23 protein-coding genes are annotated in these 19301 nt (G+C 63.2%); 16 read left to right on the top strand and 7 right to left on the bottom strand.

Annotation, left to right across the window (positions count from 1 at the left end; genetic code table 11):
* The first annotated feature begins 78 nt into the window (after positions 1-78).
* The 3 genes from ABWP89_RS02015 (at position 79) to ABWP89_RS02025 (ending at position 2843) form a co-directional block, all read left to right on the top strand.
* The gene (locus ABWP89_RS02015; RefSeq protein ID WP_353226819.1) at positions 79-1227 is read left to right on the top strand and encodes a LysR family transcriptional regulator; all 1149 of its coding nucleotides are present in this window, start codon (positions 79-81) and stop codon (positions 1225-1227) included.
* A 186-nt stretch (positions 1228-1413) separates the two neighbouring features.
* Complete coding sequence (locus ABWP89_RS02020) at positions 1414-2343, top strand: sterol desaturase family protein (protein WP_353226820.1); 930 nt, start codon at positions 1414-1416, stop codon at positions 2341-2343.
* A complete protein-coding gene (locus ABWP89_RS02025) occupies positions 2340-2843 on the top strand; it encodes a hypothetical protein (RefSeq protein ID WP_353226821.1) in 504 nt (167 codons plus the stop codon). Before ABWP89_RS02020 ends, ABWP89_RS02025 begins: the two co-directional genes overlap by 4 nt.
* A gap of 13 nt (positions 2844-2856) precedes the next feature.
* Here ABWP89_RS02025 and ABWP89_RS02030 read toward each other — a convergent pair whose 3' ends face one another.
* Positions 2857-3696, bottom strand: a complete 840-nt coding sequence (locus tag ABWP89_RS02030) for a class III extradiol dioxygenase family protein (RefSeq protein ID WP_353226823.1) — start codon at positions 3694-3696, stop codon at positions 2857-2859.
* Positions 3689-4072 carry a protocatechuate 4,5-dioxygenase subunit alpha gene (locus ABWP89_RS02035; RefSeq protein WP_353226825.1) on the bottom strand — a complete coding sequence of 128 codons (384 nt, stop codon included), beginning with the start codon at positions 4070-4072 and terminating at the stop codon, positions 3689-3691. Before ABWP89_RS02035 ends, ABWP89_RS02030 begins: the two co-directional genes overlap by 8 nt.
* 180 nt (positions 4073-4252) lie before the next feature.
* Here ABWP89_RS02035 and ABWP89_RS02040 point away from each other — a divergent pair, with 180 nt between their 5' ends.
* From ABWP89_RS02040 to ABWP89_RS02065, 6 genes are all read left to right on the top strand, one after another.
* Positions 4253-5077 carry an NAD(P)-dependent oxidoreductase gene (locus ABWP89_RS02040; protein WP_353226827.1) on the top strand — a complete coding sequence of 275 codons (825 nt, stop codon included), beginning with the start codon at positions 4253-4255 and terminating at the stop codon, positions 5075-5077.
* Positions 5074-6099, top strand: a complete 1026-nt coding sequence (locus ABWP89_RS02045) for an amidohydrolase family protein (protein WP_353226828.1) — start codon at positions 5074-5076, stop codon at positions 6097-6099. The genes ABWP89_RS02040 and ABWP89_RS02045 overlap by 4 nt, the downstream gene beginning before the upstream one ends.
* A complete protein-coding gene (ligA, locus tag ABWP89_RS02050) occupies positions 6096-6524 on the top strand; it encodes a protocatechuate 4,5-dioxygenase subunit alpha (RefSeq protein WP_353226830.1) in 429 nt (142 codons plus the stop codon). Before ABWP89_RS02045 ends, ligA begins: the two co-directional genes overlap by 4 nt.
* A gap of 3 nt (positions 6525-6527) precedes the next feature.
* Entirely contained in the window at positions 6528-7370 is an 843-nt protein-coding gene (locus ABWP89_RS02055) for a class III extradiol dioxygenase subunit beta (RefSeq protein WP_353226831.1), read from the top strand.
* Positions 7371-7439: 69 nt separating this feature from the next.
* Complete coding sequence (locus ABWP89_RS02060; RefSeq protein WP_353226833.1) at positions 7440-8396, top strand: Gfo/Idh/MocA family oxidoreductase; 957 nt, start codon at positions 7440-7442, stop codon at positions 8394-8396.
* 167 nt (positions 8397-8563) lie between these two features.
* A complete protein-coding gene (locus tag ABWP89_RS02065) occupies positions 8564-8890 on the top strand; it encodes an SMR family transporter (RefSeq protein ID WP_353226834.1) in 327 nt (108 codons plus the stop codon).
* Between the two features lie 39 nt (positions 8891-8929).
* Here the strand turns inward: ABWP89_RS02065 and pobA are convergent, their stop codons facing one another.
* Complete coding sequence (gene pobA, locus ABWP89_RS02070) at positions 8930-10099, bottom strand: 4-hydroxybenzoate 3-monooxygenase (protein WP_353226836.1); 1170 nt, start codon at positions 10097-10099, stop codon at positions 8930-8932.
* A gap of 115 nt (positions 10100-10214) precedes the next feature.
* Between pobA and ABWP89_RS02075 the strand changes: the two genes are divergently transcribed.
* The 6 genes from ABWP89_RS02075 (at position 10215) to ABWP89_RS02100 (ending at position 15152) form a co-directional block, all read left to right on the top strand.
* Positions 10215-11096: a helix-turn-helix domain-containing protein gene (locus ABWP89_RS02075; protein ID WP_353226837.1), complete on the top strand. Its 882-nt coding sequence runs from the start codon at positions 10215-10217 to the stop codon at positions 11094-11096.
* A gap of 81 nt (positions 11097-11177) precedes the next feature.
* Positions 11178-11525, top strand: coding sequence for a hypothetical protein (locus tag ABWP89_RS02080; protein WP_353226838.1), 348 nt, complete (start codon positions 11178-11180; stop codon positions 11523-11525).
* 87 nt (positions 11526-11612) lie between these two features.
* A complete protein-coding gene (gene aroQ / locus ABWP89_RS02085; protein WP_353226839.1) occupies positions 11613-12047 on the top strand; it encodes a type II 3-dehydroquinate dehydratase in 435 nt (144 codons plus the stop codon).
* A gap of 152 nt (positions 12048-12199) precedes the next feature.
* Positions 12200-12646 carry an acetyl-CoA carboxylase biotin carboxyl carrier protein gene (gene accB, locus ABWP89_RS02090; protein ID WP_353226841.1) on the top strand — a complete coding sequence of 149 codons (447 nt, stop codon included), beginning with the start codon at positions 12200-12202 and terminating at the stop codon, positions 12644-12646.
* A gap of 25 nt (positions 12647-12671) precedes the next feature.
* Positions 12672-14027 (top strand): acetyl-CoA carboxylase biotin carboxylase subunit, encoded by a 1356-nt coding sequence (gene accC / locus ABWP89_RS02095; protein ID WP_353226843.1) that lies wholly within the window; start codon positions 12672-12674, stop codon positions 14025-14027.
* A gap of 183 nt (positions 14028-14210) precedes the next feature.
* Positions 14211-15152, top strand: coding sequence for a hypothetical protein (locus tag ABWP89_RS02100; RefSeq protein WP_353226844.1), 942 nt, complete (start codon positions 14211-14213; stop codon positions 15150-15152).
* Between the two features lie 161 nt (positions 15153-15313).
* Here the strand turns inward: ABWP89_RS02100 and ABWP89_RS02105 are convergent, their stop codons facing one another.
* The 4 genes from ABWP89_RS02105 to rsmI form a co-directional block, all read right to left on the bottom strand.
* On the bottom strand, positions 15314-15550 hold the full coding sequence (locus ABWP89_RS02105; protein ID WP_353226845.1) for a hypothetical protein: 237 nt from the start codon (positions 15548-15550) through the stop codon (positions 15314-15316).
* Between the two features lie 207 nt (positions 15551-15757).
* Positions 15758-16711 (bottom strand): glutathione synthase, encoded by a 954-nt coding sequence (gshB, locus tag ABWP89_RS02110; protein WP_353226846.1) that lies wholly within the window; start codon positions 16709-16711, stop codon positions 15758-15760.
* Between the two features lie 31 nt (positions 16712-16742).
* Positions 16743-17108 carry a YraN family protein gene (locus tag ABWP89_RS02115; protein ID WP_353226848.1) on the bottom strand — a complete coding sequence of 122 codons (366 nt, stop codon included), beginning with the start codon at positions 17106-17108 and terminating at the stop codon, positions 16743-16745.
* Positions 17105-18022, bottom strand: coding sequence for a 16S rRNA (cytidine(1402)-2'-O)-methyltransferase (rsmI, locus tag ABWP89_RS02120; protein ID WP_353226850.1), 918 nt, complete (start codon positions 18020-18022; stop codon positions 17105-17107). Before rsmI ends, ABWP89_RS02115 begins: the two co-directional genes overlap by 4 nt.
* Positions 18023-18062: 40 nt before the next feature.
* Here rsmI and ABWP89_RS02125 point away from each other — a divergent pair, with 40 nt between their 5' ends.
* A complete protein-coding gene (locus ABWP89_RS02125; protein WP_353226851.1) occupies positions 18063-19226 on the top strand; it encodes a penicillin-binding protein activator in 1164 nt (387 codons plus the stop codon).
* Positions 19227-19301 lie beyond the last annotated feature (75 nt).

A 19301-nucleotide genomic window follows, 5' to 3' on the forward strand; every position in this document is an offset into this window, starting at 1 on the left:
CCAAGGGGAAAGCGGAAAGATTGGCGAACCCATTAGAATTTGCTAAGACCCGGGTCCGGCCCGGCCTGCGGAGTGCGTATGGAAATCTGGGATTACAATTTGCGGCATCTGGCGGCGGTCGCGCAGATTGCCCGGTTGGGCACGATGGGCGCCGCCGCACGTGCGGTCAATCTGACCCAGCCGGCATTGACCCAGGCACTGGCGCGGGTGGAGGCGCTGATCGGCCTGCCGCTGTTCGAACGCCGCCACAACGGCATGGTGGCCACGGCCGCGACCGATCTGCTCAGCCCGCGCATCCACGCCGCGCTCGATCATGCGATTAGCCCGCATGTCACCACCGCACGGATGCGCGCACTGCTCGCGCTGGCGGATGGCGGCGGGTATCTGGGGGCCAGCCTGGCCACCGGGCTGGCAGTGCCGACGCTGCACCGCGCGATCAAGGACCTGTCGCTGTCGTTGCGCAAAACGCTGGTGCAGCGGCGCGGCAATGCAGTGGTGCTGACCGAGGCGGGGCATGCGCTGGCCCGCGCATTCCGGCTGGCACGGGTAGAGCTGGAGGCCGGGCTGGCCGAGATCGAGGCGCTGAAAGGCCGCGAAATCCGCCGCATTACCGTGGGCGCGATGCCGCTGTCGCGTGCGCGCATTCTGCCGGCGGCGGTCACCCGGTTCCTGAAACGCCACCCGCAAGTGCGCATCGCCATTGCCGAAGGCGCCCGCGCCGAACTGGTCGAACCCCTGCGCAACGGGGTGATCGACCTGATGATCGGGGCGCTGCGCGATCCGATGGTCGAACCCGATCTGGTGCAGACGCTGTTGTTTGAGGATGAACCGATCGTGGTGGCTCGCGCCGGCCACCCGCTGGCGGGCAAGACACCCGACCTGCACGCGCTGGCACAATACAGCTGGGTCCTGCCCGGGCGTGGATCACCGTTGCGCACATCATGGGCGGCGATGTTTGCCGATGCCGGGGTGCCCGCGCCGCCGGTGCCGGTGGAATCGGGATCGGTAATGACCATTCGCCAGGTGCTGATCGACAGCGATTTCCTCACCCTGGCCTCCCCCGACCAGGTCGCGGTAGAACTGGAGGCGCGCTGGCTGACCTCGCTCGGCAACCCGCCCGGATCGTTCCACCGCCAGATCGGCGTGACCACCCGCGCATCGTGGCGGCCGACCGCGGTGCAGGCGGAATTCATGGCCGATCTGGTTGCGGTGGCGCCTGCCCGATAGTGCAGGCCAGTGCCGCATACGTCGGATGACGTACGGCATAGCGATTTGATTGCGGGTATGCCAATTTCATAGCCGTACAGGGGCGGCAATTGCCACAACGTATCGCGCCAGGCATTTTCGGGGTCAGGGATGAACGCAGGATATTTTGGGCAGGGGGTTTTCCGGGCGAGCGCCGGGCAGGAACGGGTGACCAAGCCGTTCTTCGCCAATCGGCCCGCTGTCGAGGGCGGCCCGATCAAACAGTTCATCTTTACCCATTTCCAGCCCGTGATGCTGTTTGCGATGATCGCGTTCTGGTGCTTTGCACCGGACAAATACGCCACGCCGGCCGTGGCAATCGGCATCGGCATCGCGTTCAAGGCGCTGATTCTCGGGCTGGAATGGGTCAGCGAACGGCACGCCAGTTGGCGCCTGACGTGGAAGGAACTGGTCACCGACATGTTCTACGTCGCGGTCAGCGTGACGCTGATCAAATTTGCCGCCAAACATATCGGCAGCGAACCGGCGGTCGATGCGATCAAGCACTCGCTCAACATCCACACTGCCTGGGCCGGGCACTGGCCGTTGCTGGTGCAAGTGTTTGTCGGCATGTTCATTTTTGATTTCGGCCAATACTGGATGCATCGTGCGATGCACAATTTTCATCCGCTGTGGCTGAGCCACGCTCCGCATCACTTCATCACCCAGCTCAACACGCTGAAGGGTGCGATCGGCAACCCCACCGAAATTTTCCTGATCGGCCTGGGGGTCGAAGGATTTCTGGATTTCATTCCGCGCGCCGGATTGGCCGCCGGCGGGATCGGCATGGCCATGGGCGTTTACAGTCACGCCAACATCCGTTTCAATTCCCCGCGCTGGTGGATGTACCTGTTCAACACGGTCGAACATCACAGCCTGCACCATTCGCAGGATTATGAAAGCACGCGCTGCAATTATTCCAACACCTTCATTTTCATCGACCGCATGTTCGGAACGTGCGTGGACGGCGAATCCGAACTGGTCGGGCAGGAAGGCGGACGCCGCATGTCGATCCGCGAACAAATGCTGTACACGTTCATGCCGTTGATCGACCGCGCGCGGGCCTGGCGCAGCCCGACCGCTGTTCCGGCGGAATGAGCTTTACCGCCTTGCGCCTGATCGACTGGATCTGGACCGTGCGCGGGTCGCTGCCGATTGCCCCGGGGCTGTCGGTGGATGAGGCGGCGGCGCGGCTGGACCCGCTGTTCCACGATCCCGGCACGACCCGCCAGCGCGATGGCGATGTGGTGACGTTTCACAAGGTCAACCCGCTGTCGCAGGACAAGCTGGCGGTGTTTGACCGCGGGCGGCTGCAGATCGCCGCCGGGCTGACGGGCGGCACCCTGCGCTATGAACTGGTCGGCCGGGCCCTGCTGTTCTGTTTCCTGTTGCCGGTATTTTTCCTGGGCGTGTCGGCCATTGTCGATGGTTCGAAAATTTCGGGACGGGTGTTTGCCGGGATATTTACCGTGCTGTATGTCGCAGGGCGCTGGCTGGAACCCCGGTTGGTGGCAGGATTGTTCACGCGGGCGCTGGCCGGCGGCGCTGTGCCATCGCGCAACGATCGGCCCGGTGTGGCCGGCAACGGCGCGGGATAATTGCCGGGTCCTTTCACGCCGGGTTGAGCACCATCGTTGCCGCTGCGGTGTTTGAAATCGGGATGTGGTAATTGCGGTGCACCTCGGTCGCAAACGGCCCCAGCGCGCCGCGCGCGGCAATCCAGTTGAGGATTTCAACGCCCTGCGTACCCGACAACCGCACAATATCGTGGATGCTGTGACGGGTCAGCAGATCGGGATTGCGCGCCAGATTGTCCAGGCAGAACCGGTCATAATCGGGGTTCATAAACCCGGCGCGCGCGCCATCCAGCTGATGCGACAGGCCGCCGGTGCCGATCACCACCACGCGTTCCTGCCCCGGCCAGCTGGTCAACGCGCGGTGCACGCTGCGCCCCAGCGCCAGGCAGCGTTTCGCCGAGGGCAAGGGGTGTTGCACGGTGTTGATCGCGATCGGCACGATTTTGACCGGCCAGGCATCGACCCCGGGCCAGGCCAGCTCGAACGGAATCGACAGCGCATGATCGACCTGCATTTTCTGGCAGGTCGCGGGGTCGAATTCATCGGTCACCAGTTGTTCGACAATATGCCAGCTTAGCGCCGCATGACCAGCAAAGGGTTTGTAGATCGGCAGGCCCCAACCTTCATCGGCGTTGTGGTATTGGTCCGCTGCCCCCACCGCAAAAGTCGGCAGGCAATCGAGAAAAAAGTTCAGCCCGTGGTCGTTGTTGAACACCACCGCCACATCGGGTTTGGTCAGCGCCAGCCATTGGTGGACGCGGACAAAGCCATCGAAAAACGGTTTCCAATACGGGTCCTGCTGATCGCCACGGTGGATGGCCCCGCCGATTGCGGGCACGTGGCTGGTGAAATAGGCGCCAACGATATCAGCCATGAGCCATATCCTTTCCCTGAATGTCTTTGCCCTGATCGAGCAGCATTTGTTTAAAGGCCGCAACCGACATCCCTGTCTGCAACGCGCCGACATCCTGCACACCCAGACCGAAAATCCCGGCCAGTTTCGCCAGGTAATAGATGTTGCCGCCTGCCGCGATCATCGCCGGCACATCGCGCGCCGCCACCGCCGCGCGTTGGTCGTGGGTCAGGCCATAGCGCACACAAAACGCTTCCTCATCGGCCACAAATGCCGCGCGGTTGGCAGCGTGGTTGAACGCATAGCACATGGCATTCAACGCATAGCCTTTGGCCGCCGCCGCGCCGTCGAACAGCGTGGTGCCGGGAATGGGCTGAACGGGCTTGCGTGTGGGCATCGGATCAACTTTCGCGGGTGGGCACTGCTGGTGCTGTGACAGACCGTTGCGCAACCCCGGTTGATCCTGATCAAACACCGGTTGCAGAGCGCGCTGAATCTACCGGACTTAGCCTGTTGTTATACCACCACGCGCATTCGGATTGGCCGCTGCCAGACCTGCGCGGCACAGGGGACGGCGATGATACCCCCCATCGCCCTGATCGGATTTGGCGAAGCCGGATCGACTTTTGCTCGCGCGGCCGGGTGGCGCGGCGCGGCCTGGGCGTTCGACATTCGCGCAGAACGTGCGGCCGTGGCCGACGAACTGGGTGTGAACTTTACCGACCGCGCGGCCAATGCGCTGGCGGGCGCTGAACTGGTGCTGTCGCTGGTCACGGCGGATGCGGCGCTGCAGGTTGCCGATGATTATGCCCGGTATGCCAGGCCCGGCGCGCTATGGTGTGACATGAATTCGGTCGCGCCCGAAACCAAACGGGCGACCGCCAAAATTGTTGAGGCCTGTGGCGCGCGGTATGTCGATGTGGCGGTGCTGGCCCCGGTCGAACCGGCGCGGATGGCCGTGCCGCTGTTGCTGTCGGGCCCCGCCGCCGCTGCGGCAGCCGACGCGCTGGCCGCCGCCGGTTTCACCAATCTGCGCGTGGTCGGCGACGAAATCGGCCGCGCCAGCGCGATCAAGATGATCCGGTCGGTGATGGTCAAGGGGATCGAGGCGCTGACCGCCGAAATGATGCTGGCCGCCACCCGCGCCGGGGTGGTTGACGAGGTGCTGGCCTCGCTCGATGCCAGCGAACGCGCACAGCCCTGGCCGCGGCGCGCAGCCTATAACATCGAACGCATGGTCACCCACGGCGCCCGCCGCGCTGCCGAAATGGAGGAAAGCGCAAAAACGCTGGCCGCGCTCGGCGTTGAACCGCTGATGACGCGGGCCACCGTGCAACGCCAGCGTGAACAGGCGGGGCACCCCATTCCGCTGACGACGATAGCCCAAGGAACCGGCGCATGACCCTGATCATCGATTGCCACGGCCATTATACCGTGTTGCCAGCGGCGCACGACCAATGGCGCAGCGCGCAGACCGCCGCATTCAAGGCAGGCCAACCCGCCCCGGCTTATCCCGATATCAGCGATGATGACATCCGCCAGACGATCGAGGCCAACCAGCTGCGGCTGATTGCCGAACGCGGCGCGGACCTGACGATTTTCTCCCCCCGCGCCAGCGCGATGGCGCCGCACGTGGGTGACCAGTCGGTCGCGGTGCCTTGGGCACAGGCGTGCAACAATCTGATCGCGCGCGTGGTCGGGCTGTTTCCCGAAACCTTTGCCGGGGTGTGCATGCTGCCGCAATCGCCCGAGGCGGATCTGGCATCGTCGGTGGTGGAACTCGAACGCTGCGTCACGCAGCTGGGCTTTATCGGCTGCAATCTCAATCCCGATCCCGGCGGCGGGCATTTCACCCACCCGCCGCTGACCGATCCCTACTGGTTCCCGATCTATGAAAAGATGGTGGAACTGGATGTGCCGGCGATGATCCACGTATCGGGATCATGCAACCCGGCGATGCATGCCACCGGCGGCTATTACATCGCCGCCGACACGATCGCGTTCATGCAATTGCTGGAAGGCGATCTGTTCAGCCGTTTCCCTTCGCTGCGCTTCATCATCCCGCATGGCGGCGGCGGCGTGCCCTATCATTGGGGGCGCTATCGCGGGCTGGCCGACATGCTGAAAAAACCGGCTTTGGACAGCCACCTGATGAACAACGTGTTTTTCGATACTTGCGTCTATCACCAGCCGGGGATCAACCTGCTGGCCGAAGTGATCGAAACGAAGAACATCCTGTTCGGTTCGGAAATGGTCGGCGCGGTGCGCGGCATCGACCCCACCACCGGGCATTATTTCGACGATACCAAACGCTATGTCGATGCCTTGCCGATCAGCGATGAGGCGCGCCACGCGATATTCGAAGGCAATGCCCGCCGGGTGTTCCCCCGGCTGGATGCCCTGCTGAAGGAAAAAGGCCTGTGACCGATACCCCCGCCCCGCGGCCGACCAGCGACATCCACGCCTATCTGGCCGAGTTGGAGGATATCCCCGGCACGCGCGTGTTTACGGCGGCGCGGGCGCGGCGCGGATACCACATCAACCAGTTCGCGATGAGCCTGATGACCCCGGAAAACCGCGACCGGTTCCGCGCCGACGAAGACGCCTATCTGAACGAATGGCCGCTGAATGACGAGGCAAAGGCCGCGTTGCGCGCGCGCGATTACAACCACTTGCTGGACCTGGGCGGCAATGTCTATTTCCTGTCAAAGCTGTTTTCGTGCGACGGACTGTCATTTGCCGAGGCGGTTTCGACGATGACCGACATGACCTTTCCGCAATACCGCGACATGATGCTGAACGGCGGGCGCAGCCCGGTCGGGCAACGATCGATCAAAGGAGGGTATTGACCCATGGCACGCATTACCGCCGGTGTCGGTTCCAGCCACGTGCCGCTGCTGGGCGTCGCGGTCGACCAGGGCAAGACGCGCGACGATTATTTCGGGCCGATCTTTGCCGGCTACGACTGGACCCGCGCATGGGAACAGACCGAAAAACCCGATGTGATCGTGCTGGTGTACAACGATCACGCATCGGCGTTCGACATGAAGATCGTGCCGACGTTTGCGATCGGCTGTGGCGAGCTTTACCAGCCAGCCGATGAAGGCTGGGGCCCGCGCCAGGTGCCCGCGGTCGAGGGTCACGCCGATCTGGCCTGGCATATCGCGCAAAGCCTGATCCTGGATGATTTCGACATGACCATCATCAACGAGATGGATGTCGATCATGGCCTGACCGTGCCGCTGTCAATGATGTTCGGCACGCCCGATGCCTGGCCGGTGAAGGTCGTGCCGCTGGCGGTCAACGTGGTGACTTATCCGGTGCCATCGGGCAACCGCTGCTGGGCGCTGGGTGAGGCAATCGGGCGGGCGGTGGCCAGTTTTCCCGAAGATCTCAACGTGCAGATCTGGGGCACCGGCGGGATGAGCCACCAGTTGCAGGGGCCCCGCGCCGGGCTGCTCAACCGCGAATGGGACAACGCGTTTCTGGACATGCTGATCGGTGACAGCGATGCCGCGCGCTGGATTCCGCATATCGAATACTTACGCGAAACCGGCAGCGAAGGCATTGAAATGGTGATGTGGCTGATCATGCGCGGCGCGCTGGGGCCGAAAACCAGACTGCTCCACCGCCATTACCACATTCCGTGCAGCAACACCGCGATCGGGCACATCGTGCTGGAACCCGCGACCTGAATTCCACCCTGCCGGGCGCGGTGGATAAAACCCCCGCGCCCGGTCTTTCACGATATTGAGGAATGCCCCATGCGGATCGCTTTGGCCGGTGCCGGTGCCTTTGGTGAAAAACATCTCGACGGTCTGAAACTGATCGATGGCGTCGAAATCGTCTCGATCATCAGCCGCCAGGCCGAACAGGCCGCTGCTGTGGCCGAAAAATACGGCGCGCGGCACAGTTCGACCGATCTGGCCGATGCACTGGCGCGTGATGATGTCGATGCGGTGATTCTGTGCACGCCCACGCAAATGCATGCCGAACAGGCGATGGCCTGCATGGATGCGGGCAAGCATGTGCAAGTGGAAATCCCCCTGTCGGACAGCTGGGCCGATGCACAGGCGGTGGTGGCCAAAGCGGCGGAAACCGGGATGACCTGTATGGTCGGGCACACCCGCCGGTTCAACCCGTCGCACCAGTGGGTGCACAACCGCATCGTGGCAGGCGACTTTGCCGTGCAGCAGATGGATGTGCAGACCTATTTCTTCCGCCGCCAGAACATGAACGCCAAAGGCCAGCCGCGCAGCTGGACCGACCATCTGCTGTGGCACCACGCCGCGCACACCATCGATCTGTTCGCCTATCAGACCGGGCCGATCGTGGCCGCGCATGCAATGCAGGGGCCGAAACATCCCGACCTGGGCATCGCGATGGACATGTCGATCCAGCTGAAGGCAAGCACCGGCGCGATCTGCACGCTGTCGCTGTCGTTCAACAACGATGGCCCGCTCGGTACCTATTTCCGCTACATCGGCGATACCGGCACTTATCTGGCGCGCTATGACGATCTGTACGATGGCCGCGATGTGCAGATCGATGTCAGCAAGGTCGATGTCAGCATGAACGGCATCGAATTGCAGGACCGCGAATTCATCGCCGCCATCCGCGAAGGCCGCGCACCCAACAGTTCGCTGGCCGGCGTGATCGATTGCTATCGCGTGATCGGTGACCTTGCCGCCCAACTGGCAGCGCAAGACGGCTGGTCGTAATAGCCTGATCCTCCCCGTTCCGGGGAGGGGGACCGCTCGCAGGGTGGTGGAGGGGCGGTGCCCCACGGCACAACCCTTGCGCGAGTCGCAAAGCCCCTCCACCACGCTACGCGCGGTCCCCCTCCCCGAATCGGGGAGGATCAGCGGCCGCCATCCCGGGGGTCACAATGAGCTACATGTATCTGGCCATCGCCATCATTGCCGAGGTGATCGGCACGTCGATGCTGAAACAGGCCGATGGTTTTACCAAACTGCTGCCCGGCGTGATCTCGGTCGTCGCCTATTTCATTGCGCTCTATGCCCTGTCGATCACGCTGAAGACCATCCCCACCGGCATTGTCTATGCCATCTGGTCGGGCATCGGCATCGTGCTGATCGCGATCGTTGCGTGGGTTTTCCAGGGCCAGAAACTGGATATTCCGGCAATGGCAGGCATGGCGCTGATCATCGCCGGGGTGATGGTGATGAACCTGTTTTCCCGGGCGTCGGTGTAAAACGCCTCAGAGTAAGGCGGCCGTGCCCGTTGACCCTTCCTACACCGGCAACCCGACATAATTTTCGGCGATGCTGCGCTGGGCCGCCTCGCTGTTGGCAATGTAATCCAGTTCGGCCACCTGCATGCGGCGTTCGAATGGGCCGTCGTCGGGGAAACGATGCATCAGTTTGGTCAGCGACCAGCTGAATCGTTCGCTTTTCCACACCCGCGCCAGCGCCCGTGCGGAATATCCGGCCACCGCATCGGCATCGCCGTGGCGGAAAAACGCGACCAGCGCCTCGGCCGCATAGTGCACGTCGCTGGCCGCCAGATTGAGGCCCTTGGCGCCGGTTGGTGGCACGATATGCGCCGAATCACCGCACAGCAGCAGGCTGCCATACCGCATGGGTTCGAACACGAAACTGCGCAACGGCGCGATCGATTTTTCGATGGCCGGCCCGCGCGTGATCTGCGCCGCCGCCTCTGGCCCCAGCCGCACCGCCAGTTCATCCCAGATGCGATCGTCGGACCAGTCCTCGATCTTTTCGGTCAGCGGCACATCGATGTAATACCGGCTGCGCGTGGCGCTGCGCATCGATGCCAGCGAAAACCCGCGTTCATGGTTGGCATAGATCAGTTCGTGGTTGCACGGCGGCACATCGGCCAGGATGCCCAGCCAGCCAAACGGATAGACGCGTTCAAACACCTGGCCCACGCTGGCTGGCACCGCCTGGCGGCTGGGGCCATGAAACCCGTCGCACCCGACGATGATCCGCGCGTCGATCCGCTGTTCACCGCCATCGCGGACAAAGGTCACATAAGGCGCATCACCGGCAATATCGTGCAGGGCAACCTCGCCCGCGTCATAGATCACTTCCAGCCCGCGTTCGTCGCAGGCGTCCATCAGGTCGCGGGTCAGTTCGGTCTGGCCATAAACGGTCACCGTCTGCCCGGTCAGCGCCTCCACATCGATGCGGATCAGGCGTTCGCCATCGGCCAGGTTGAACCCGCCATGCGGCAGCCCTTCGGACTTTAGCCGCGCATCCAGCCCCAGCCGTTCCATCAGCGACACGGTCGTGCGTTCCAGCACCCCGGCGCGGATGCGCGACAGCACATAATCGCCGGTCTGGCGCTCCACCACCACACAGGCAACGCCCTCTGCGCGCAACAGGTGCCCCAGCAACAGCCCCGCGGGGCCTGCGCCAATGATCGCGACATCGGTTTTCATGGTCTGTGTTCTCCCCCTGCCGGCGCGGCGATTGTTGCACTGCTCTATTGACGGCGACGGCGCGCACGTGAAGGGATGGCAGCGTCATTTGTCTGGCACTTTCAGGACATGTGTGATGCCCCCTGCCCCGCCATCACTGGCCAAGATCCCGACCTTTGCGCTGTATGGAGAGGATGGCTGGCAAAGCCCACCCGGCTTTGCCCATATCGAAACGATTGCCGCGCGCAGCACGCTGCACAATGGCAGAATCGCCCCGCATCGCCATGACCGCGCGGTGCAGGTGCTGCTGGTGCGCGACGGCCCGGCGCAGGTCACGCTGGATGGTGCCATGTTTGCACTGACCGGCCCGGCGTTTCTGGTGGTGCCGACCGGCGTGGTCCACGGGTTCCGCTTTGCCGCGCACACCATCGGCCATGTGCTGACGCTCAGCCAGGAATTTGTGGGCCGAGCGCGCGCACCCGATGATCCGCTGGGCACACTGCTGACACAGGGCGGGCATGGCCCGGTACAGGTGGCGGCGGCGGCATTGACGACGCGGCTGGCCGACGATCTGATCGCGCTGGGCCAGCACGACGCCGAAACCGGTTCTGCCGGCAATCCGCTGTTCGACGCACTGGCAGAGGCATTGATCCGCGCGCTGCTGGTGGCCGATTCCGCCGCAACGCGCGGTACAGGCAGCGACCGGCGGTTGGGCATTTTCCGGCACATGGTGGAAACCCATCTGACCGAGCACCGTCCGCTGGCGTTTTATGCACAATCGATGGGCGTGACCGTCCGCACACTGACCAGGCTTACCCGGCGTGCGCTGGGGCACAGCCCGCAAGTGCTGATCAACCGCCGGCTGGCGCTGGAGGCACAGCGGATGCTGCGCTACACCGGCGCCAGCGCCAGCAGCGTGGCCGCTGAGCTGGGCTTTGCCGACCCGTCGTATTTTTCGCGGTTTTACTTGCGCATGACCGGCTGCCGCCCCCAGGCAGAGCGCGATCAGCGTCAATAATCATCGGGGGGTGGATTGGCGCAGCGCAATTTCCGGCGCGGTGATTATCGGGTAACCTTTTGCTGTTACGCCACTGTGGTCATGAACGCCATCAGACCAACCCGTCCGTCGATCCGCGCGCTGGCGCTGCCCCTGCTGCTGGGCGCTGCCGCCACTATGGCCGGATGTTCGCAAAACAATGCCGACACCGTGGCCGACCTGCAGCAAAAGCTGATCGCGGCCGAGGCGCGCGCCACGGCGGCCGAAAAGCGAGTCAAAGATGCCGACGCGCAGACGGCCATGCACAACCAGGAACCGCCGCCAAACCAGGACCCACAGGCCCCCCCGCCCGAAATCGCCGAAAATGGCGAAGGCAATTTTGGCCAGCCGATGAACGATACCGTGCCGATCGAACCGGCCCCGGCGATGCCCGCCGCCAACCAGCCGTAAGGCCGCGACTGCGGGCCATGCTTGCGCTTTTGCCGTGCCTGGCTATCAGCTAGGCGCATTGTTTGCGCGCAGCCGGATGCACAGCCCATGTCCACGATTGTCTATGTTCTCAACGGTCCCAATCTCAATCTGCTGGGCATGCGCGAACCCGAAATCTATGGCCACGACACGCTTGATGATATCGCCGGTATGCTGGAGGATCGCGCGCGCGAACTGGGGCTGGAAATCGATTTGCGCCAGTCCAACCACGAAGGCCACCTGATCGACTGGCTGCACGAAGCACAAAGCGCAGGCGCGCACGCGGTCCTGCTCAACGCCGGGGCGTTTACCCACACCAGCATCGCGCTGTACGATGCGATCAAATCCATTCGCACCCCGGTGATCGAAGTGCACCTGTCAAACCCGCACCGGCGTGAAGAATTCCGCCACCTGTCCTGGGTGGGAAAGGCCGCGCTGGGCACGGTCGCCGGGTTCGGCGCCAACAGCTATGTGGTCGCGCTGGAGGCGGCCGCGCGGCTGTAATTGCCACCGATTGCATGTCACAACGGTGACAAGCCTCTTGCCAGCCGCGTGACCTGCGGGCATGTCGCGGCGTTAGGTAATGCATTCATCCACCGCGGGGATCACAACATATGGCGCAAGACGGCGGCGCAAACCAAACCAGTCATGATGCGATGGCCATAGATCGCGCACTGGTGCGCGAACTGGCTGAGCTGTTGGCCGAAACCGGGCTGACCGAAATCGAGGTCGAGGATGGCAAGCGCAAGATTCGCGTGGCCCGCACGCTGACCGCTGCGCCGCAGATCATGGCTGCGCCTGCACCGGTCGCGGTTGCCGCGCCGGCCGCCGCCCCTGCACCGGCCGCAGCGGCAGCCGCACCTGCCCACGCCAATGCCGTGAAATCGCCGATGGTTGGCACCGCCTATCTGACCCCGGAACCCGGTGCCGACAATTTCATCAGCGTGGGCCAGACGGTCAAGGCCGGACAGACCATCCTGATCATCGAGGCGATGAAAGTGATGAACACGATCACCGCGCCCACATCGGGCACGGTGACCGCGATCCTGGTCGAAAACGCCCAGCCGGTCGAATATGACCAGCCGCTGGTCGTGATCGCCTGAACTGTTGACGGACGGAACCCGCTGAATGGCCATCACGCGCCTGCTTATCGCCAATCGTGGCGAGATCGCGCTGCGAATCCATCGCGCCGCGCGCGAAATGGGGATCGAAACGGTGGCGGTGCATTCCACCGCCGATGCCGATGCCATGCATGTGCGGCTGGCCGACCATGCCGTGTGCATCGGGCCGCCGGCGGCGAAGGACAGTTATCTCAACATCGCGGCGATCATTTCGGCGGCGGAAATCACGCATGCCGATGCGATCCACCCCGGTTACGGCTTCTTGTCGGAAAACGCGAAGTTCGCCGACATAGTCGAGGCACACGGGATCACCTGGATCGGGCCGAAACCCGAACATATCCGCACCATGGGCGACAAGGTGGAGGCGAAGCGCACCGCTGGCAAGCTGGGCCTGCCGCTGGTGCCCGGTTCCGACGGGGCGATCGATGACCTGGTCGAGGCGGCCAAGATTGCCGCCGAAATCGGCTATCCGGTGATCATCAAGGCGGCATCGGGCGGCGGCGGACGCGGCATGAAAGTGTGCACCGGCCCCGAAGAGCTGGAATCGCTGATGCAGCAGGCTGGTAGCGAGGCCAAGGCCGCGTTCGGCGATGCCACGGTCTATCTGGAAAAGTACCTGGGCAACCCGCGCCACATCGAATTCCAGATTTTCGGCGATGGCAATGGCAAGGCGATCCACCTGGGCGAACGCGACTGTTCGCTGCAGCGCCGCCATCAAAAGGTGCTGGAAGAAGCGCCATCGCCGGTCATTTCCGCCGACGAACGCGCGCGCATGGGCGGCGTGGTGGCCAGCGCGATGGCCGACATGGGCTATCGCGGCGCAGGCACGATCGAATTCCTGTGGGAAGACGGCGAGTTCTATTTCATCGAAATGAACACCCGGCTGCAAGTCGAACATCCGGTAACCGAGGCAATCACCGGGGTCGACTTGGTACGCGAACAGATCCGCATCGCCGATGGCCGCCCGCTATCGGTAACGCAGGATGAAATCGTGTTTTCGGGCCACGCCATCGAATGCCGGATCAACGCCGAAGACCCGCTCACATTTGCCCCCTCACCCGGGCTGGTCACCGCCTATCACGCGGCGGGCGGCATGCATGTGCGCGTCGATTCGGGGCTTTATGCCGGATACCGGATACCGCCCTATTACGATTCGATGATTGCCAAGCTGATCGTCTATGGCCGCACCCGCGAAGGTTGCATCATGCGCCTGAAACGCGCGCTGCAGGAAATGGTGATCGAAGGCGTGAAAACCTCAATCCCCCTGCACCAGCGCCTGATCGAAGACCCGCAGTTTTTGAACGGCGATTATTCGATCAAGTATCTGGAACAGTGGTTGGCAGATTCGACACCGGGGTCCTAAGGCTTACGGCGACAGAATATTTTTGGACCATCTCGGCAATGCCAATTGGGTGCCGTGTCACCGGAATCCCATGTTCAATCTGTATCAGACGCAACACAGACGCTTTTTGATTTGGCGTTGCGGTAATTGTATAATGGATTTTAAGGCTTGGCGTCTATAAACGTTGCCATGCCAAAAATGTCTTTGTTTCGTTCAATTTGGGTGTTCTGCCTGATCGGCACGGTGGTGGCCGTACTGGTGACCGCCATCCCCATATTGGGCATCCTGTTCGCCATTATGGGCGTGCCGTATCTGTCGATAATTTTAACGAATGCCGGTTTTGTGGCGATGGCGGTCGATGCCATGACATCGCGGCAGCAGTTGTTGTTGTTGCCGCCGCTGCTATGGTTTGGCGGTTACACGCTGGTCGCCTCGATTAGCCATGCCGAAGTCGCCGCGCTGCGGCATGCGGCGGCCGTGCAAAACGCCCATGAACCCGTCCGCTGGAACCACGCGACGCAGCCGCTGTTGATCACCAAGGTCGATACCAGCAGCGAAAACCTTGCCAGCGACATTACGCCAGAGGACTTTGTTAAAACTTACGGGCTGGATGAGGCGTACCAGGGCGCCTTTGCCGATGCGCCGGCAACACGTGTCTGGCTGGACCATCAGCCATGTCCGAAACGGGGAGCGGGCATGGCTGGGTCAGCGCAATACCACGGGATCAACCGGGGCGGATATACGCGCAAATCGCCGATGGAATGGGCCGACGGCGTGTGTCTGTGGTTTCAGGGCAAGGCCATTCCGCCACCTGGCGCGCTGGTGGTTGCACTGGCGTCGGCGCATGAATTTTCAGGCCTTGTCAGCGGGATTGAACAGGATGTCACGATCAGCGGCCCTGATCAGCCCGCATATACTGTGCGTGCGGTGCAAGTGGCGCCACTGCCATGGGTGCCGATGTTGATGATGGGATGCCAATATCGCGGCGGCCTGGACATCAATATGGACACTGATTGCCACGCAGAATTCGTGTTTACATCGTGGCGCGATCAGGTCGGCACAACCCCGATCGAGCTCGTGACCAAGGCCCTGAAATTGAATGCGCTGACGATCGAGCAGCGCCTGCCAGGCGCCATCTGGCGCTAGGGCGGGAACCGTCAGGAGCGCAACGGGAATTTACGGCGGGGTCAATTTATGGGTTTCCACACCATCACCGTAATTGCCGTCCACACCATCACCGTAACCACCCACCGTAACCACCGAAGTCCCAGGGGCATCGTAACTCGAACGCACCAGTCGGCTGATCGTCAGCTTCGAACCGGCATTCCGGCAATGGCGTTAAGTTTGCGCCACAGTTTCTCACGGCGATTGGCGCCCAAGACGTACGCCAGGTTGATCAGAAATGTCGTTATCCCGACAAAACTGAAAAATCCGTTCGTTGTTTCCCTGATGAAGTAACCCAGGCCCAGGACAAGGACGATGGATGGCACGAACAACAGGTTGAGGAACGCAAAAACCTTGGCGAAAATCAACGCGTGCTTCACGTTCGGGAGCCTTTGCGAAAAATAGGATCAGCAGCCGGGGGCCGGTGCGTTAGGATCGCACTGGCGGATTTTCGGGTTTGGGCCAATCGTCCAAATGGGCAAAAGCATTACGGTGGAGCCGCACGGATTTGTCTTTGGGAATTACGGCCCAAGGTGCAATCACCCCCAAATCGCCAGATTTGGTCAATCTTCGCAACGTGGATACCGTTACCCCAGCCGCCGTTCGATCGCATCCCAGATCGCGCCGCCGGTATCCGTCCCATCAAACTTTTCGATGGCGACGATGCCGGTGGGGGATGTCACGTTGATTTCGGTCAGCCATTTGCCGCCGATCACATCGATGCCGACGAACACCAGCCCGCGTGCCTTCAGATCGGCGCCCATGGCAGCGCAGATTTCCGCCTCACGATCGGTCAGGCCTGATTTTTCGGCGTAGCCGCCGACCGCCAGGTTGGACCGAAATTCGCCTTCGCCCGGTTTGCGGTTGATTGCGCCCAGCACTTCGCCGTCGACCAGCACGATGCGTTTGTCGCCCTCGGCGACCTCGGGCAGGAAAGTCTGCACCATGAACGGTTCGGGCCAGACCTGGCCAAACAGTTCGGCCAGCGCCGACAAGTTGCCGCCATCTGCCTCGATCTTGAACACCGCCTTGCCGCCATTCCCGTGCAGCGGTTTCACCACCAGTGCGCCGCCGCCGTGTTCGCGCTGAAACGCGCGCACATCGTGCGCCGAACGCGTGATCAGCGTGGGCGGCATGAACCGTGCATAATCGAGCACATAGACCTTTTCGGGCGCATTGCGCACCGAACGCGGGTCGTTGACCACCAGCGTTTCACCCTCCAGCCGTTCAAGCAGGTGGGTGGCGGTGATATAGCCCAGGTCGAATGGCGGGTCCTGCCGCATCAGCACGACATCCACATCGCGGCCCAGATCGATCTGTCGCGCTTCGCCCAGTTCGTAATGGTCACCGTGGACACGCTGCACGCTGACCGGTGATCCTTGCGCGGTAACGCGGCCGGCCTGCCACGCCAGCGAACGAACGTCATAATACCACAATTCGTGTCCGCGCGCCTGCGCCGACAACATCAGGTGAAAGGTTGAATCCCCGGCGATGTTGATGGTGGCCAGGGGGTCCATCTGGACCGCGACGCGTACCGGCATTGCAACATATTCCCGAATAGCGGCATCCCGATCACGGCTGCCAGACGTGCGTCATGTGGCGTGGCCACTGCCACGGCGCAAGCAATATCACATCGATCCGCACCACCTCGTCCGGCCGCATCAGCCGGGGGGCCAGCGCCTCTGCCACGCGGGCGACGCGTTGCAACCGCCGTTCATCGATCGCTGTGTCCAGCGCGCGGGCATCGCGCCGCCATTTCACCTCGACAAACGCCAGCACACCCCAGCGCCGCGCGATCAGATCAACCTCCCCAATCCCGCGCCCGTGGCCGATCCGCGCCTGCCGCGCGACAATCCGCCAGCCCTTTGCCATCAGGTACAGCGCCGCCCACCCTTCGCCGCGTCGCCCGTCGCGTTCGGCGCGAGTCTTTCCGGTCAAGGCGCGTCGGCCCCGGTTTCGCCCTGCAATTCCAGCGCGCGGCGATAGAGCGCGTGGCGGTCCACGCCCAGCGCACGCGCCACATCCTTGGTCGCCTTTGACATCGGCAGGCGTGCCAGTGCCTCGATCAGCGCGGCATCGATCGCGGCGTCATCGGGCGCCTCTGCCGCGACGGGTGGCCCGGCCAGCACGACGATTTCGCCACGCGGCGGGTGGTTGCGATAATGCTCGGCCAGATCGGTGGCGCTGCCGGTGCGGCATTCTTCAAACAGTTTGGTCAGTTCGCGCGCCACCGCAATTTCGCGCCGGGGCAGCAGCCGGGCCATCGCATCCAGTGTATCCGCCAGCCGTGGCCCGGTGTCATAGAACACCAGCGTGGCCGGCACGCCCGCCAGTTCGGTCAGCACGTCGGCGCGCGCCTTGTCCTTGCCGGGCAGAAACCCGCCAAACAAAAATCGGTCGGTGGGCAGCCCCGCCAGTGTCAGCGCGGTGATCAGCGCTGATGGCCCTGGCAGGCTGGTGATCGCAATCCCTGCGGCACGTGCGGCGCGCACCAGCCGATAGCCGGGGTCGGAAATCAGCGGTGTGCCGGCATCCGATACCAGCGCAACGGGCGCGGTGCGCATCAGATCGATCAGCGCATCGCGCGCGCTGGCATCGGCATGGTCATCGTACCGCCGCAGGGGCTTTTTCAACCCCAGATGCGCCATCAGCTTTCCGGTGACGCGGGTATCCTCGCACGCTATGGCGTCGACGAGCCCGAAGACTTCGATGGCGCGACGCGTTACGTCACCAAGATTGCCAATCGGGGTGGCGACAATGTAGAGGCCCGGGGCCAGCCCAACCGTTTCGGGCGTGGTGGTTTCGGGCGTCGGGGTTTCGGGCGAGATATTTTCGGGTGTTGTGATGTCCATTGGCCCAGCATGGACCGATGCAGGTGAAAGAGGCAAGCGGATGATCGGCCAAAGCAGACAACGGCATGGCGGCAAACTGCGGCGGATGCTGGTGGCGGGCGCGCTGGCGCTGCTGGCCGGGTGCGCCGTGGTGCCCAAACCGCAAGTGGCGGCGCCGGTGCAAAAACCGGTGGAGGCCGCGCCCCAGGCCAATGTGCTGCCCAGCGATAACGATCGCCACCGCATCGCGCTGCTGGTGCCGATGACGGGAACCTATGCCGCGATCGGGCAAGCCATCGCCAATGCCACGACCAAGGCGCTGCTCGACACCAATGCGCAGAACCTGCGCATCACCACGTATGACACCGCCAATGGCGCCGGGCCGGCCGCGGCCAAGGCGATCGCCGATGGCAACCGGCTGATTCTGGGGCCGTTGAATGCCGAAGATGTGGCCGCGGTTGCCACGCATGCCCGGCCCGCGCATGTGCCGATGATCACCTATTCCAACGATGCCGATGTGGCCGCGCGCGATGTGTTTGTGTTTGGCCAGGTGCCGGGCCAGGCAGTGGCGCGGGTGATCGGCTATGCCCGCGCGCACGGCGTGACCGCGATTGGCGCGATCATCCCCAGCGGGGTCTATGGCCAGCGCGTGGCCGCCGGGCTGGCGGGCGCGGCGCGCGCGACGTCGATGCGGGTGACCGATATCGAAAGCTATGAACGCACCAACACCTCGGTCGGCAGCGCGATCCGCCGGGTCAAGGCACGTGGCCAGGTTGATGCCATATTGATTGGCGATGGCGCGCGCATCGCCGCCTTTGCCGCGCCGTTTGCCAATGGCGCACGGCTGATCGGCACGGAATTGTGGGCCGGCGAAAGCACCATTGCGCATGCCCCGGCCTTACGCGGGGCATGGTTTGCGACGGTGTCGGACGATCGCTTTGGCCAGTTCGAACGGTCGTATCGCAGCCGGTTTGGCACCAGCCCGCCGCGCATCGCCACATTGGGGTATGATTCGGTGTTGTTGACGCTGAATGTCGCGCGCACCTGGAAAGACCCGGCGCCCTTCCCCACCGGGCGGTTGTACGACCGCCAGGGCTTTATCGGCATCGACGGCGTGTTCCGCTTCAACGAATTCGGCATTGCCGAACGCGCGATGGAAGTGCGCGAGGTCGGCGTCGGGACCTTTACCACCGTCAGCCCCGCGCCCGCGCATTTTGACCAATAGCCGCACGTTGCCAAAAAAGAGCCGGGATAAGCGCAAAGGCTGCCTTGCGCGGGATTCGATGGATGCTCTAAGGCT

The sequence above is a fragment of the Novosphingobium sp. genome (assembly GCF_040398825.1).
Classification (GTDB): Bacteria; Pseudomonadota; Alphaproteobacteria; order Sphingomonadales; family Sphingomonadaceae; genus Novosphingobium.